12 protein-coding genes are annotated in these 13,932 nt (G+C 62.1%); 7 read left to right on the top strand and 5 right to left on the bottom strand.

What is annotated here, in order from left to right; all coding sequences use genetic code 11:
• Nucleotides 1–90: 90 nt before the first annotated feature.
• Together DU490_RS05565 and DU490_RS05570 are read left to right on the top strand one after the other, a co-directional pair.
• Nucleotides 91–1,266: an ATP phosphoribosyltransferase regulatory subunit gene (locus DU490_RS05565; protein ID WP_114573339.1), complete on the top strand. Its 1,176-nt coding sequence runs from the start codon at nucleotides 91–93 to the stop codon at nucleotides 1,264–1,266.
• 101 nt (nucleotides 1,267–1,367) lie between these two features.
• The gene (locus DU490_RS05570; protein WP_114573340.1) at nucleotides 1,368–2,666 is read left to right on the top strand and encodes an adenylosuccinate synthase; all 1,299 of its coding nucleotides are present in this window, start codon (nucleotides 1,368–1,370) and stop codon (nucleotides 2,664–2,666) included.
• Nucleotides 2,667–2,759: 93 nt separating this feature from the next.
• Here the strand turns inward: DU490_RS05570 and DU490_RS05575 are convergent, their stop codons facing one another.
• A complete protein-coding gene (locus DU490_RS05575; protein WP_114573341.1) occupies nucleotides 2,760–4,274 on the bottom strand; it encodes a RimK family protein in 1,515 nt (504 codons plus the stop codon).
• A gap of 155 nt (nucleotides 4,275–4,429) precedes the next feature.
• On the opposite strand from DU490_RS05575, the gene DU490_RS05580 reads away from it, so the two are divergent.
• The 3 genes from DU490_RS05580 (at nucleotide 4,430) to pepN (ending at nucleotide 8,242) form a co-directional block, all read left to right on the top strand.
• Nucleotides 4,430–4,888 carry an N-acetyltransferase gene (locus DU490_RS05580; RefSeq protein WP_114573342.1) on the top strand — a complete coding sequence of 153 codons (459 nt, stop codon included), beginning with the start codon at nucleotides 4,430–4,432 and terminating at the stop codon, nucleotides 4,886–4,888.
• Nucleotides 4,889–4,960: 72 nt separating this feature from the next.
• Nucleotides 4,961–5,446 (top strand): YajQ family cyclic di-GMP-binding protein, encoded by a 486-nt coding sequence (locus tag DU490_RS05585; RefSeq protein WP_114573343.1) that lies wholly within the window; start codon nucleotides 4,961–4,963, stop codon nucleotides 5,444–5,446.
• 162 nt (nucleotides 5,447–5,608) lie between these two features.
• Nucleotides 5,609–8,242, top strand: a complete 2,634-nt coding sequence (pepN, locus tag DU490_RS05590) for an aminopeptidase N (RefSeq protein ID WP_114573344.1) — start codon at nucleotides 5,609–5,611, stop codon at nucleotides 8,240–8,242.
• A 154-nt stretch (nucleotides 8,243–8,396) separates the two neighbouring features.
• Here pepN and DU490_RS05595 read toward each other — a convergent pair whose 3' ends face one another.
• From DU490_RS05595 to DU490_RS17560, 4 genes are read right to left on the bottom strand one after another with little or no spacing between them, the layout of a single operon-like run.
• Nucleotides 8,397–8,684 carry a hypothetical protein gene (locus DU490_RS05595; RefSeq protein ID WP_114573345.1) on the bottom strand — a complete coding sequence of 96 codons (288 nt, stop codon included), beginning with the start codon at nucleotides 8,682–8,684 and terminating at the stop codon, nucleotides 8,397–8,399.
• Between the two features lie 17 nt (nucleotides 8,685–8,701).
• Entirely contained in the window at nucleotides 8,702–9,088 is a 387-nt protein-coding gene (locus tag DU490_RS05600) for a CBS domain-containing protein (protein ID WP_043516451.1), read from the bottom strand.
• 24 nt (nucleotides 9,089–9,112) lie between these two features.
• Nucleotides 9,113–9,463, bottom strand: a complete 351-nt coding sequence (locus DU490_RS05605; protein ID WP_114573346.1) for a P-II family nitrogen regulator — start codon at nucleotides 9,461–9,463, stop codon at nucleotides 9,113–9,115.
• The gene (locus DU490_RS17560) at nucleotides 9,460–10,956 is read right to left on the bottom strand and encodes a DUF1538 domain-containing protein (RefSeq protein ID WP_309485729.1); all 1,497 of its coding nucleotides are present in this window, start codon (nucleotides 10,954–10,956) and stop codon (nucleotides 9,460–9,462) included. Before DU490_RS17560 ends, DU490_RS05605 begins: the two co-directional genes overlap by 4 nt.
• A gap of 312 nt (nucleotides 10,957–11,268) precedes the next feature.
• Here DU490_RS17560 and DU490_RS05615 point away from each other — a divergent pair, with 312 nt between their 5' ends.
• Nucleotides 11,269–11,865, top strand: a complete 597-nt coding sequence (locus tag DU490_RS05615) for a LemA family protein (protein WP_114573347.1) — start codon at nucleotides 11,269–11,271, stop codon at nucleotides 11,863–11,865.
• Between the two features lie 12 nt (nucleotides 11,866–11,877).
• Complete coding sequence (locus DU490_RS05620) at nucleotides 11,878–13,836, top strand: M48 family metallopeptidase (protein WP_114573348.1); 1,959 nt, start codon at nucleotides 11,878–11,880, stop codon at nucleotides 13,834–13,836.
• Nucleotides 13,837–13,932: the final 96 nt, after the last annotated feature.

The following is a 13,932-nucleotide window of genomic DNA, read 5'->3' on the forward strand; positions in this document are numbered from 1 at the left end:
TGAACCGGGCGTGGCCCGGTTTTTTTGTGGGCATTCATTGCTAACGGAACTCCTTTCGCCCCGCTCCCAATCGTCTGCAGGATTGACAACATGACCATTGCTGACCGCTGGCTGCTGCCCGACGGCATGGACGAAGTGCTGCCGCCCCAGGCGAGCCGCATGGAAGAGCTGCGCCGGGCGCTGCTCGATCTCTATCACTGCTGGGGTTACGATCAGGTAATGCCGCCACCGGTGGAGTTTCTCGACTCCCTGCTGACCGGCACGGGCACCGACCTCGATCTGCAGACCTTCAAGCTGACCGATCAACTGACCGGCCGAATGATGGGGGTCAGTGCCGACGTGACCCCCCAGGTGGCACGGATGGACGCTCACTCGATGCGACACCAGGGGCCAGCCAGGCTCTGTTACTGCACCAACGTGCTGCGCGCCAAGGCCGACCAGCATCAGGGTGGACGCAGCCCGGTGCAGGTCGGCGTCGAGCTGTTCGGTCATGCTGGCCTGGAGGCTGACCTGGAGATTCTGCTGCTGGCGTTGACCAGTCTCAGGGTGGCGGGCGCCGACGAGATCCATTTGGCCCTCGGACATATCGGCATCTACCGCAGCCTGGTCGAGGCGGCCGAACTTGATCGCGATCAGGAGAGGGCGCTGTTTGAAGCACTCGAACTGAAGTCTCCCGGTGCCCTGTCGGAGCAGGTCGATTCCAGCGTGTCTGACCCGGCATTGGCGGCAATGCTCATGGCGCTGGGTGAGCTGCACGGCGGCCCGGAGGTGCTGGATGAGGCCGGCGATCGCTTTGCCGGCGCTCCGGTTGCCGTATCGGAGGCATTGGCTCAGTTGCGCGCGCTGCACCAAGGTGTGCTGGATGCCCACCCTCAGGTCGACCTCTATTTCGATCTTGCCGAGCTACGGGGCTACCGTTACCACACTGGCATGATGTTTGCGGCTTTCGTGCCCGGCTATGGCCAGGCGCTGGCCAAGGGCGGGCGCTATGATGACACCGGAAGGGCCTTTGGCCGTGCGCGACCGGCGACCGGCTTTTCCATGGATCTAAAGCTGCTGGCCAGCCTGGTACAAAGCGAACCTGCCGGTGATGGCATCTGGGCACCGGCACGAGGAGAGGGTGCTGGCGAAGCCATCGCGGCGCTGCGCGAGCGAGGCGAGCGAGTGGTACAGGCCTTGCCGGGCCAGGTTACCGCTCCCGCTGCACATCGCTGCAGTCGACGGTTGGTATACAGCGATGGCCAATGGCAGATAGTGGCACTCTAACTTGACCAAGCCGGCAAAGCGGGCCGGTCACCGAACGCGGCCCGCGGGCCGGATCATGGACGCGCCCCGATGAGGGCGCCGACACGAGAGACGAGATCACAATGGGCAAGAACGTAGTCGTACTGGGCACGCAGTGGGGAGATGAGGGCAAGGGCAAGGTCGTTGACCTGTTGACTGAATCTGCCTCTGCCGTGGTGCGTTTTCAGGGCGGGCATAATGCGGGCCATACCCTGGTCATCGACGGTGAAAAGACCGTTCTCCACCTGATTCCATCCGGTATCCTGCGCAAGGATAAGACCTGTGTCATCGGTAACGGGGTGGTGCTGTCGCCGGAAGCCTTGATCAAGGAGATCCGCGAGCTCGAGGCGAAGGGGGTTCCGGTACGCGAACGGCTGCGCCTGTCGCCCGCCTGTCCGCTGATTCTGCCTTACCATGTCCGTCTCGACCTGGCCCGGGAGAAGGCGCGCGGCGTCGCCAAGATCGGCACCACAGGCCGCGGTATTGGCCCCGCCTACGAGGACAAGGTTGCCCGCCGGGGCCTGCGGCTGGGCGACATGCTCCATCGGGAGCGCTTTGCCTCCAAGCTTGGCGAAGTCCTGGACTACCATAACTTCGTGCTGGTGAACTATCACGGCGAGCAGGCGGTGGACTTTCAGCAGGTACTCGATGAGGCCATGGTCATGGTCGAGGAGCTGCGCCCCATGGTCTGCGATACTGTAGGCCTGGTGCATGAGCTTCGCCGAGCGGGTGAAAACATCCTTTTCGAGGGCGCCCAGGGCTCACTGCTCGATATCGACCACGGCACCTACCCCTTCGTCACCAGCTCCAATACCACCGCAGGTGGCACCGCGACCGGTTCCGGCGTGGGGCCGCTCTACCTCGATTACGTACTGGGCATCACCAAGGCCTATACCACCCGTGTCGGTTCTGGCCCCTTTCCCACGGAGCTCTTTGACGAGCATGGCCGTCACCTGGCCGAGCGCGGTCACGAGTTCGGTGCCACCACTGGGCGCCCGCGTCGCTGTGGCTGGTTTGATGCCGTTGCCCTGCGCCACGCTGTGCAGATCAATTCGGTCTCCGGTATCTGCCTGACCAAACTGGATGTGCTGGATGGTCTGGAAACTATCCGGGTCTGTGTCGGCTATCGCGGCAAGGAAGGAGAGGTGCTCGACACGCCGGTGGATTCTGAAGGTTACGAAGCCCTCGAGCCGGTCTATGAGGACCTGCCGGGCTGGAGTGAATCGACCCTTGGTATCAGGCGAGTGGAAGAGCTGCCGGATAATGCTCGCTCCTATATCAGCTTCCTGGAGGAGAGGGTGGGCACCTCCATCGACATCATTTCCACCGGGCCGGATCGCAACGAGACCATTGTGCTGCGCAACCCCTTCGACAGCCAGTAGCAGGGCTTCGTCGACACCGCAAGCGAATATAGATAATAGTGACATAGAAGCACAAGCCGGCTTGCGCCGGCTGGTGCTTTTTTAGTGCTCAGTTCATGGCGGGCTGATCACGCCCGCCTGATGTCGGCGTGCTTCCATGCGTGTGAGAAATACGCGCATGATGCGTTCATAAAGTGCTTTACCCAACACGGCATCCTCTATGCCGGCGTCGACATTGGGATTGTCGTTGACTTCGATGACCACGACTCGCTTTCCCGCTTGCTTGAGATCCACACCATACAAGCCGTTGCCGATCAACCGGGTTGCCTTGAGGGCCGCCGCGAGTACCGCGGGCGGTGCGTCATCGGGATCATGGGTTGTAAAGCCGCCACTTTTCACTCTACTACCGGAGTGGTCATAGATCTGCCAATGGCCACGAGCCATGTAGTAACAGCTAGCGAAGAGAACCTGGCCGTCGAGTACGCCGATGCGCCAATCGTAGTCGGTAGGCAACCACTCCTGGAGCAGCAGCAGTGCCGAGGTCTCGAACAGCTTGGCCGCTTCGCGTTCCAACTGGTCAGGGTCCGAGACCTTCACCACGCCCCGGGAAAACGCGCCATCGGGTACTTTCAGCACTAGCGGAAACCCTAGGCCTTGCAACGATTCGGCAAGGCGCCCCCGGTCCCCTCGCTTGAGCAAGCGGCCTTCCGGTGCCGGGACGCCGCGGGCTCGCAGCAGGGCATGTAAATACACCTTGTTGGTGCAACGCAGGATATCCTGGGGGGTATCGATCACAACCAGGCCTTCATGTTCCGCCAGCCGCGCCATGCGATAGGTGTGGTGGTCGAGGGCGGTGGTTTCGCGAATGAACAGACCGTCGAATTCGGCAAGCCGGCCCATGTCGCGCCGGGTGATCAGCGAAACGTCGATGCCCTGGCGACGTCCTGCACGGATAAAGGCGCGAAGCGCGCCGCGATTGCTGGGGGGAAGGGCTTCTTCAGGATCGACGAGGATCGCCAGGTCGAAGCGATATCGACGGCGAGCCTTGGGGGTGCGCCATACCCTCAGCGAGTGGCGATTGAGCGCTGTGGCGAACAGGTCCTGTTCGTCCACGCTCAGGTCCCGCAGGCGCAGTGGCTTGAGTCGTGCCAGGCGCCACAGGTCGTGACGACGCACCAGGCGGGCTTCCAGCAGCGGGCAGGGTAAGCGCTCGAACAGGCGCCGTGCCAGCTTGGACAGCCCAGGCTCGCGACATTCACCGAACAGCAACCGTAGCGTCAACTGGTCTCCGGCAAGCTGGCCTTCGCGCGACATTTCGCTGAGCAGCGGCGCCAGAGTGTCCAGCTGCAAGTCGGTCAGTGACTTGCGCTCCAGAGCATTGAGCGTCTCCACCGTGGGCAGGACCCGCTGCCCCCGGGCCTGGGCGAGGAGCGAGACATAGTAGCCGCTGCCCAGGTAGTCCATATCGCCGCACAGGTTGATGACATGGGTGGCACGGTCCTGATCATCGCGGCTGGTACGATGGCGTCGGTCCAGCGACAGAAAGTCGTCGGCACTGACCAGGTCCTCGGTGGGATAGTAGGGCCGCCAGTCATTCAGGCGGTCAACGACGATACGCAGAGGGCACATGGGGTTCCTGGCGAAATTTGGAGGAATGTTCAGCATGCCGTTGAGTAGGGTTATGGACAAGATGGTGGCAGGCTGAAAAGATTTCATGCAGCGTGGCACTGACAAGAGTGCGACGCCTAGTCACAATCCGTTGCTGCCAGCCTGGAATTAATGACATGACCGTTGTGCTTCGCGAGGCTCAGGCCAAGGATCTCGATGCCCTCGTGCGTCTCGAACAGATTGCCTTCGAGGGCGACCGTTTCACCCGTCGGCAACTTTGGCACCTGCTCAACCGTGCCAATGCCCATATCCTGCTCGCCGGAAACGCCGATGGCCGCCTCCTGGGTCATGGCATACTGCTGTTTCGTCGAAGCAGCCAGCGTGTGCGTCTCTACTCTTTCTGCGTGCACCCCGAAGCGCGCGGATTGGGAATTGGTCGTCAATTGCTCGGGGCTCTGGAGCAGGAGGCCCGGCGGCGTGGCGGTGAGCGGCTGGGTCTTGAGGTGCGGGCCGACAACCGGGCTGCACTGGCGCTGTATCGCCGCATGGGCTTCAGCCTGCTGCGCTGGTTGGAAGACTACTATGAGGATGGGTGCGCCGGCTGGCAGATGGAAAAGTCGCTGACGAAGGCGTGATAGGTGAATATATCCGGCGGCTGCTAGAATGCGCTTTCACCCTCCTTTCTAACCGGCCAGTGGAACTTGATCATGCCATCCTTCGATATCGTTTCCGAATTCGACAAGCACGAAGCCAGCAATGCCGTTGACCAGGCCAACCGCGAGATCCAGAGCCGTTTCGACTTCAAGGGTGTTACGGCGAGCTTCGAACTCAATGGTGACACCGTTCAACTCGAGGCCGAGGTCGATTTCCAGCTGACGCAGATGCTCGACGTTCTGCGCAATCGATTGATTGCCCGGGGTATCGATGCCCGCTGCATGGATCCTCAGGAGCCCGAGCTTTCCGGGGTCCGGGCCCGCCAGCAGATTGCCCTCAAGCAGGGGCTCGAACAGAAGGAGGCCAAGGATATCGTCAAGCGCATCAAGGACAGTAAGCTCAAGGTCCAGGCCCAGATCCAGGGCGATAAGGTCCGCGTGACCGGCAAGAAGCGTGACGACCTGCAGCAGGTCATGGCCCTGCTGCGTGGCGAGGGTGGCCCCGACCTGGCGCTTCAGTTCGACAACTTCCGCGACTAAGCGAGTCATAGGAAGAGGCCAATGGGCGGCCTCCCATGGCGCGTCGCGTTTTGCCCTGTGGATTCGTCAGCACTCACCGTCGCTGAATTGACGGCTACCTTTGAGGTTCGGGAGCGGGCCCCCGTACAATGGTCGTCGATTCCCGTCAGGAGCCTTTACCCGATGTCTGAACCCAAGCCGACCTATCTCAGCGACTATCGGCCGCCTGCCTACCGCGTTACACACACCGAGCTGACCTTTGATCTCAAGCCCGATGGCACCCGGGTCAAGGCCCGCCTGCACCTGGAGCGTCATCCGGAGCAGAAAGCAGGTGCCGCCCTCGAGCTCGATGGCGAACACCTCGCGCTCAAGTCCATTGCTGTGGACGGCCAGTCACTGGAAGAGGATGAGTATGCGCTCACGCCAACCGGTTTGATCGTACACCGGGTTCCGGAGCGCTTCCTGCTGGATACCGAGGTCGAAATCTCCCCACAGGACAATACGGCGCTCGAGGGGCTCTACGTCTCCAATGGCATGTACTGCACCCAGTGCGAGGCAGAGGGATTTCGTCGCATCACCTATTACCCCGACCGGCCCGATGTCATGGCCACCTTTGCCACCACGGTCATTGGCGACGCGAACGAGGAACCCGTGTTGCTTTCCAATGGCAACCCGGTGGAGCGGGGCGAGCTGCCTGATGGACGCCACTACGTGACCTGGGAGGATCCGCATCCCAAGCCCTGCTACCTGTTCGCCCTGGTCGCCGGGGATCTCGAGAAGGTGGAAGACAGTTTTACCACCATGAGCGGGCGCGAGGTGGCGCTGCAGATCTGGGTCGAGGAGGAGAATCTCGACAAGACCGACCATGCCATGGCGTCACTGAAGCGGGCCATGACATGGGATGAGGAGACCTATGGGCGCGAGTACGACCTCGATCTGTTCATGATCGTGGCGGTCAATGATTTCAACATGGGCGCCATGGAGAACAAGGGACTCAATATCTTCAATTCGGCGGCGGTGCTGACCCACCCGCATACCGCCACCGATGCGGCTTTTCAGCGGGTCGAGGGGATCGTCGCCCACGAATATTTCCACAACTGGTCGGGAAACCGGGTGACCTGCCGCGACTGGTTCCAGCTCTCGCTGAAGGAGGGCTTCACCGTCTTCCGCGACCAGTGCTACTCCGCCGACATCAACTCGGCTGCGGTCAAGCGCATCGAAGACGTGTCCTTCTTCCGCACCGCACAGTTCGCTGAGGATGCCGGACCCACAGCGCACCCGATACGCCCCGATCACTATATTGAAATCACCAATTTCTATACGCTGACCATCTACGAGAAGGGCGCAGAGGTGGTGCGCATGCTGCGCAATCTGGTGGGCTGGGAAGCCTTCCGTCGCGGCAGCGATGACTACTTCGAGCGCTTCGATGGCCAGGCGGTGACCATCGAGGACTTCGTCGGCTGCATGGCCGAGGCCTCCGGACTCGACCTTTCCCAGTTCATGCACTGGTACTCCCAGGCAGGGACGCCGGAGATAGATGCCCATGGCGAATACGACTATGCCAATGCCGAATACCACCTGACCCTGCGTCAGCGTACCCCGGCCACACCGGGGCAGCCCAATAAGCAGCCGTTACATGTCCCGGTGAGGATGGGGCTGGTAGGAACCAAGACGGGACGGGATCTAGCCCTGACTCTGGATGGCGCGAGCCTGGGCAGCGATGCGGTGATCCACCTGCGTGAGTCGGAACAGTCCTTCGTCTTCACCGATGTCAGTGAAGCGCCGGTGCCCTCGCTGTTGCGTGGCTTCTCAGCGCCGGTACAGCTGCGTTTCCATTACAGTCGCGAGGACCTGGCCTTCCTGATGGCCAACGATTCCGACGGTTTCAATCGCTGGGATGCCGGTCAACGACTGGCCATGCTGGCACTTGACGACCTGATCGCTGCCCACCGCAACGGCGTCGAAAAGGTTATGGATCCGCGTCTCGTCGAGGCCTTCCGCGCCTTGATCGAGCGAGGAGGCGATGACAAGGCGGTGCTGGCCGAAATGCTGACGCTCCCTTCGGAGGCCTATATTGCCGAGCAGCAGCCGTTGGTAGATGTGGATGCCATCCATGCGGCTCGCACCTTCGTCAAGCAGTCCCTGGCCGTCGCCCTGCGCGACGAGCTTTTGGCACTATTCGAAGCCAATTGCTCGGATGCCCCCTATGCGCCCGAGCCGCAGCAAATCGGCCAACGCAGCCTCAAGAACGTGGCACTCTCCTACCTGCTGGCGATAGAGGACCAGCGGGGTATTGAATCGGCCCAGGCACAGTTTGCTGCCGAACACAACATGACCGACGTGCGTCACGCCCTGACCCTGCTGACCCACAGTAGCCGAAACGACCTGGCCGATCCGGCACTGCGAGCCTTTGGCGAGAAGTGGGCTCACGATCCTCTGGTCATGGACCAGTGGTTCAGCATCCAGGTCACACGCCCCCAGTCGGATGCGCTGGATCGGGTCAAATACCTGATGGCCCATCCGGCCTTCTCATTGAAGAACCCCAATCGGGTGCGGGCCCTGGTGGGCACCTTCGCCAACCAGAATCGGGTCAACTTCCATCGCATGGATGGCGAAGGCTACCGGTTACTTGCCGATGTGGTGATCGATCTCAATCGCTTCAATCCGGAAATCGCTGCCCGGCTGATCACACCACTGACCCGCTGGCAGCGCTTCGACGAGTCGCGCCAGGAGCTGATGAAGCATGAGCTCGAACGAATTCGTGCCGAGGAACTCTCGCCGAATGTGTATGAGGTGGTGGAAAAGGCCCTCGCTTGATGTGAGGGTTATTGGGCGAGAGCGATTTGCGTCGCGAGCGATGATAGGCTGGTCGCCGCCGGAGCGCAGCTCCCGGAATGTAGCCTGCTACATGAGGAGAGCGAGCACCGCCGGCGGCCAGGGTATCGAGCGCAGCAGCAAAGCCTCCGTCCAATCAATTGATCAGCCAGCTTAAAACCGTGACGCCGAGCAGCCCCCAGATCAGGGTCGCCACCAGGCGCCGGCGCAGCAGGGCGCGCAGGGCCAGATACAGTAGCCCCAGGCCGAGCAGCAGTACTGCCAGGCTGATCACGGTGGGCGGAATGTCCAGCGCGGAGGCTAGGCCGTCAAAGAATCCCTGGGCTGAGGCACCCAGGTTATGGAAGAACACGATCAGCAGGTCGACCACGAAGCGAATCATCGCGCCCAGTGTTTCGCCCAGCCAGGAAAAGAAATCTTGCATATGCAGGTCCGGTCGGCTTACTCGATCATGTCGAGAACGGTCCCTACGATATCATCCATTGTGACCAGGCCTACCAACTTGTTGTCATCGAGCACCAGAATCCGCTTGACCACACTGTCGGTCATCAGGCTGGCGACATGACGAACATCCAGTGATTCGCCGACCCCGATGGCCGGCTTGGCACAGACGTCATAGACGTTGATCAGGTCGATATCGCCATTTTCGGCGACGATGGTCTTGAGAATATTGGTGTAGGTGATCAGGCCCCAGGCATCGTGGGGGTCCTGCTGCTCGACGACCAGGCATTTGAGATTGTGGCGCTTCATCAAGCCCAGGGCGTCGCGCAGGGTGGCGAAGGGCGACACCGTCACCACGTCGCGCATCATGATGTCCTTGACCAGCATCTTGTCACTCCGTCTGTTATTGGATCAGTGGTCGTGCCTGAGCCGCTCCTCGAAGCGCTTGACCTGAGACATGTCGATTCCGCCGAGATGCTCCACGGGCAGCGTCATGACCAGCCCCTTGGAGTCGTCGCCGGAAGGGTTGAGCACCTGCCTTATGGCCTTGAGTACCTTGAGCGACAGGCTTTTCTCCAGCGTCATCATCATGATGCTCTGACTGCCTTCGAAGGTCAGACCGAAGAAGGTCTTCTTGCGCTCTCCCCCGATACCCCGGCCCGACATCAGGGTCATCCCCACCGCGCCCGCTTCGGTGGCGGCATCGATGCACTCCTGCTCGAGCTCCTCCGGTGCAATGGCGACCAACAGCGAAAACTTCATGTCGTCTTTCCTCCAGGCTTCACCACCCAATCCATGAGAATGGCATAGCTCATCACAGTCACGATAGGAAAGATCGAGGCGAAGGCGATCAGCCCGAAGCCATCGATCAGCACGTTGCGGCCCTCGATCTGGCTAGCCAGACCAATGCCAAGCGCGGTCACCAGGGGTACTGTCACCTCGGAGGTCGTCACGCCACCCAGGTCGAAAGCCAGGGCCACGATATAGCGAGGCGCCAGGGCGGTCAGCAAGATCACCAGCGTATAGCCACCGATAATATAGTAGTGGATGGAGTCGCCGGTGATGATGCGGTGTACGCCGATGGTGATGCCGATGGCCACGCCGAGTGCCACCAGCAGGCGTATCACGTTGCCCTGGATCTTGCCTGCGGCTGCTTCTTCTGCCTGCTGGCCGATGGCGATCAAGGCCGGCTCGGCCATGGTGGTAGCGAAGCCGATGCAAAAAGCGAAGAGGTAGACCCACAGCCAGGTATCGAAGGCCACCAGTTGATGGGCCATGCTCTGTCCGATGGGAAAAAGGCCGAGCTTGAGGCCCACCACGAAGGCATAGAGACCGATGATCACCAAGGCGAAGCCGATACCGACCCTGAGCGGGTCGGCCAGTGAGCGCTTGAGAACGGCATACTGGAAGAACAGGATCACCAGAATGATCGGTAGCACGTCACGCAACATGCTGAAGAGATCGAGTAGCATCTGCAGCGGGCCGGCGGGAGGAGTGACCTCATCCTGGGCGGTTATGAGTTCGGCTCCGCCCGGGATGCTGCCCGGGTCGGCGTAGACCAGGATGCCGTAGAGCTGCACGCTGATCATCGGCACCATCACGGCGAGAGCCACCAGGCCGAAGCCGTCGATCAGCGAGCTGCGACCGCGGATGGATGCAGCGAGGCCAATGCCCAGGGCGGCGATCAGCGGAACCGTTACGATATTGGTGGTGACGCCGCCTGAATCGTAGGCCAGGCCGACGATCTCGGCGGGAGCGAAGAAGGTCACCATCACGACCAGCACGTAGCCTACTATCATGTACCAATGCAGGGGGTGGCCCAGGATCACCCGAAATACGCCGAGTGCCATCACCAGTCCTACCGAACCGGCAACGATCAGGCGTAGCGTCAAGGCGTCGATTCGCCCTTCACTGATCTGGGCGGCCTGTTCGGCCACGGCGATCAGCGCCGGTTCGGCCACCACGGCAGAGAAGCCGATGGCGAAACCGAACAGCATGAGAATCGGCATCGAGCCTCGTCGGGCGAACTGGTTGGCCAGGCGCTTGCCCACCGGAAAAATGCTCAGCTCGAGCCCCTGCAGAAACAGGGCGACGCCCACGGCCACGATCATCAGGCCGATCGCCATGCTCAGCCCGCCATCGGGCCATTCCCGCAGCAGCAGTGCTTGAAAGGCCACCACCACCACGATGATCGGCAGCAGGTTTCGCATGGCATGGGTCAGCGCATTGAGAAAATCCCTGAGTTGCTCTGCCAAGACCGGCTCCCTGAGGCATGTTCCGTTGACGACAATCGGTCTTGTCGCTGTTATGCGCGGCGTGGACAGGCTAGCCTGTCAGCCTGGATAGTAACATTAGCCTGGTTCGATGAACGTAAGATGACGCTTGGCGACGCATGACGTGCCATAGACAACAGGCCTTGCCGGCATGTCGGGGCTGTCGCCACACTATACCATCGAGATTGGCCTTGATCAGGCGAACGTGATGGGTCGCGAGTTGATCAGGATCAAGGCTTTGCGTATTGCCCCGGTCGGGATTATGCGCATCGCGCCAAATGGACAGGAGGGGCCATGAACGTTTCGCTGATCATAGTACTGGTGGTGCTGGGTCTGGTGCTCATTTATGGAGCCAGCATCTACAACCGACTGGTGGCACTGAACAACCGTTATCAGAATGCCTTCGCCCAGATCGAGGTGCAGCTCAAGCGGCGTTACGACCTGATTCCCAACCTGGTGGAGACGGCCAAGGGTTACATGGCTCACGAGAGGGAGACCCTGCAGGCCGTCACCGAGGCGCGCAACACGGCGCTGGCAGGCCTCAAGCACGCCGCGGCGCAACCCGGCGAGCCGGGTGCCATGGCCGAACTGGCCGGGGCCGAGGGGGCGCTGGGGTCGGCACTCGGACGATTCAACATGGTCATGGAGGCGTACCCGGACCTCAAGGCATCCGAGAACATGCGCCAGCTCTCCGAGACGCTAACCAGCACCGAGAACCGAGTCGCCTTCGCTCGCCAGGCCTTCAACGACGCGGTCATGCAGTACAATACCTACAAGCAGAGCTTCCCCCCGATCCTGCTCGCTGGCCCGTTGGGACATCGTGAGGATGCGGCACTGCTCGAATTCGAAGACAGCGCCGAGATTCAGGCGGCACCCAAGGTCAGTTTCTGACGGGGGGCAACAATGGATTTTTTCGGAGCCCAGGACCAGGCGCGGCGGCTGACGGCCCGGCTGGTTCTCCTGTTGCTAGTGGCGGTGGCCGGTATGGTGGCCGCAGCGGTACTGGTCGTGGCATTGGCCATGGCGCTGCTTGATGGCGGGCAGGCCGGCACCGATCCCCTCGCGCGCGCGCTCGACCCGTTGTTGCTGGGCAGCGTTGCTCTTGGCGTAGTCGCGGTTGTCGGGCTGGGTAGCCTGATGCGTCATCTGCAGTTGCGAGGTGGGGGCTCGGCGGTAGCCGAAGCGCTGGGCGGCCATCCGATCAATGCCAATACCCACGATGCCGACGAGCAGCAGCTTCTGAATGTGGTCGAAGAGATGGCCATCGCCTCGGGCATGCCCGTCCCGGCGGTCTACGTGATGGAAGAGCCGGCGATCAACGCCTTCGCCGCGGGCCATGCTCCCCACGATGCCGCCATAGGGGTAACCCGCGGCGCTATCCAGGCACTCGACCGCGACGAGCTTCAGGGTGTCGTCGCTCATGAATTCAGCCATATTCTGCACGGTGACATGCGCCTCAACATGCGCCTGGTCGCGTTGCTCTACGGCATTCTGGTGATCGGCCTGATCGGCCGCATGCTTCTGCACGGCATGGCTGGCCGTCGTGCGGTTCGCAGCTCACGTCGCGGCAATGGTCAGGCGGTGATGCTGGGCGCCGGTATTGCTCTGATGGTGGTGGGCTATGTGGGCACGCTGTGCGGCAACCTCATCAAGGCCGCCGTCAGCCGGCAGCGCGAGTTCCTGGCCGATGCCAGTGCGGTGCAGTACACCCGCAATCCTGAGGGCCTGGCGCGCGCGTTGAAGCGCCTGGCGGCGCATTCCCACGGTTCCGAACTGCGCGCCACTCAGGCCGCAGAGTTCAGCCACCTCTATTTCGGTCGTGGCCTACGCGGCCTGAGCGGGCTCACCGCCACCCACCCGCCGCTGACCACGCGCATCGAGCGGCTTCAGCCCGGCTGGGATGGCAGCCTGCCGGAGCCGCGGCCGGTTGACGGCGAGCCGGCAGCCGACAAACGCCAACCCGACGATGTGCCGTCGGCTGCCGGGCTTGTCGGTCAGGCCGACATATCCCCCCTGGCGTACCCTTCCTCCACGTTGCAAACCGCGGCCACCAGCATTGGCCTGGGCAGTGCCCATGACCTGTCGCAACGGATCGGGCAGCCTGGCCCGGCGGATATTGCGCGTGCAAGGCAGACGCTGGAGGGTCTCGACGACGGCCTGGTGGAGGCTGCCCATGAGCCCTATGCCGCCCGAGCGCTGGTCTACGGCATTCTGATGGGCGTCGACCCTTCCAGCCGCGAGCGTCAGCGTCAGGCTCTGGTGGACCAGGCGCTGCCCGAGGTGCTGGTGGAACTGGACCGTCTGGCGAGACCACTGGCCGCGATGGCACCTGGGCATCGCCTGGCGCTGATCGAGCTGGCCCTGCCGATGCTGCGTCAGCTCACTACCGCGCAATTTGCCGATTTCCGCGCCTGTCTCGATCAACTCATGGCCGCGGAGGCGCAACCCGGCGCCCTGCAGTGGGCGCTGCACCGGCTCGTGCTCGTCGGGGTCGAAGGGCCACGTCACCGTAGCCATCGTCATCGCCACCTGTCCCAGCTCGAGGCTCCCGCTGCGAGGCTGCTGTCGAGCCTGGCCAGGGCAGGGAGCGTCGAGCAAGCAGAGGCCTGCGATGCCTTCCAGGCGGCCCTGCAGGCATTGCCTATCACGCCCGCTTTCATGAACCGACCGGCGAGTCCGGAGGAGCTGGATCAGGCGGTGGAACAGCTCCAGCAGCTGAAAGACAGGGACAAGCTCTTGCTGGTGGATGCCATGGCGCGCTGTGTCTTTCATGACGACCGTATTGCTCCCGGAGAAGCGGAGATGCTGCGGGCCGTTGCCTGGTCCCTGAACTGTCCGATGCCGGCAACGGCCGCCGATTGAGGTCAGTGTCTTCCCTCGCCCGGGGATAGTTTTGCCGGTGGGCTGTGCAATTCCCTAATACGCCGCATTTGCTGTCGACTTGCAGGTACGTCAGGG

The sequence above is a fragment of the Halomonas sp. DQ26W genome (assembly GCF_003339685.1).
Taxonomy (GTDB): Bacteria; Pseudomonadota; Gammaproteobacteria; order Pseudomonadales; family Halomonadaceae; genus Halomonas.